This is a genomic window from Geobacillus sp. ZGt-1 (assembly GCF_001026865.1).
GTDB classification, from domain to species: domain Bacteria; phylum Bacillota; class Bacilli; order Bacillales; family Anoxybacillaceae; genus Geobacillus; species Geobacillus thermoleovorans.
The window spans coordinates 1-567 of sequence record NZ_LDPD01000104.1 but is presented as its reverse complement, the minus strand read 5'-3'; the positions used below and the strand labels follow the sequence as shown (position 1 = coordinate 567).

Sequence of the window (567 nt, the reverse complement as noted above, 5' to 3'; positions counted from 1 at the left end):
CAAAATTTTATACATCATCTTTCCATGTTTTCCAACGTGTTTTCCAGTTGTTAACGTAGTAGCGGACTCCTTCACCTGGCCATGCTTCAATTATATATTCACCATCCCAACGGACAATGGCAGCATGACCATGATTCCATCCAGAACTTTCACTATCATAAGTAATTAAGATGTCCCCATTAGTTCCTAAGGCACCACTTGATGCTAATGCTGATACCCCTTTTGCCTGTTGCCCGCTAATAACTTGATTATACTTGTCAGGAGCATTCTTTTTCATCCACTCTATTTCTTTCTTCACGGCTTCTTGATCAACAGGTTCATTGATTAAATTTATGATTTCTTGCCGCTCTTCTCGTTGTTTCTTTTCCATCTCTTGTTCGATTTGGATCTTCGCCTTATTCACTTGCGCATCCACCTGAGCGTACGCCATCGGAACTCCTGAGGTGCCAATGAGGCCTAAAGCTACAATCGAAGAAAGCAGGAAAGATTTGTTCATAAAATACAAATACCTCCTTTAATTTTATATTTTAACAATTGAAATTTTATTACCCGAGTTCGACAGTGACT

General features: G+C 39.3%; 1 protein-coding gene. It reads right to left on the bottom strand.

The annotated features are described in order from the left end of the window. Nucleotides 1-7 precede the first annotated feature (7 nt). On the bottom strand, nt 8-496 hold the full coding sequence (locus VU18_RS15825) for a hypothetical protein (RefSeq protein ID WP_236687437.1): 489 nt from the start codon (nt 494-496) through the stop codon (nt 8-10). Nucleotides 497-567 lie beyond the last annotated feature (71 nt).

What these genes read in the sequence shown, in the direction of transcription:
- VU18_RS15825 (WP_236687437.1), bottom strand. Translation starts at nt 496, where the DNA reads ATGAACAAATCTTTCCTGCTTTCTTCGATTGTAGCTTTAGGCCTCATT.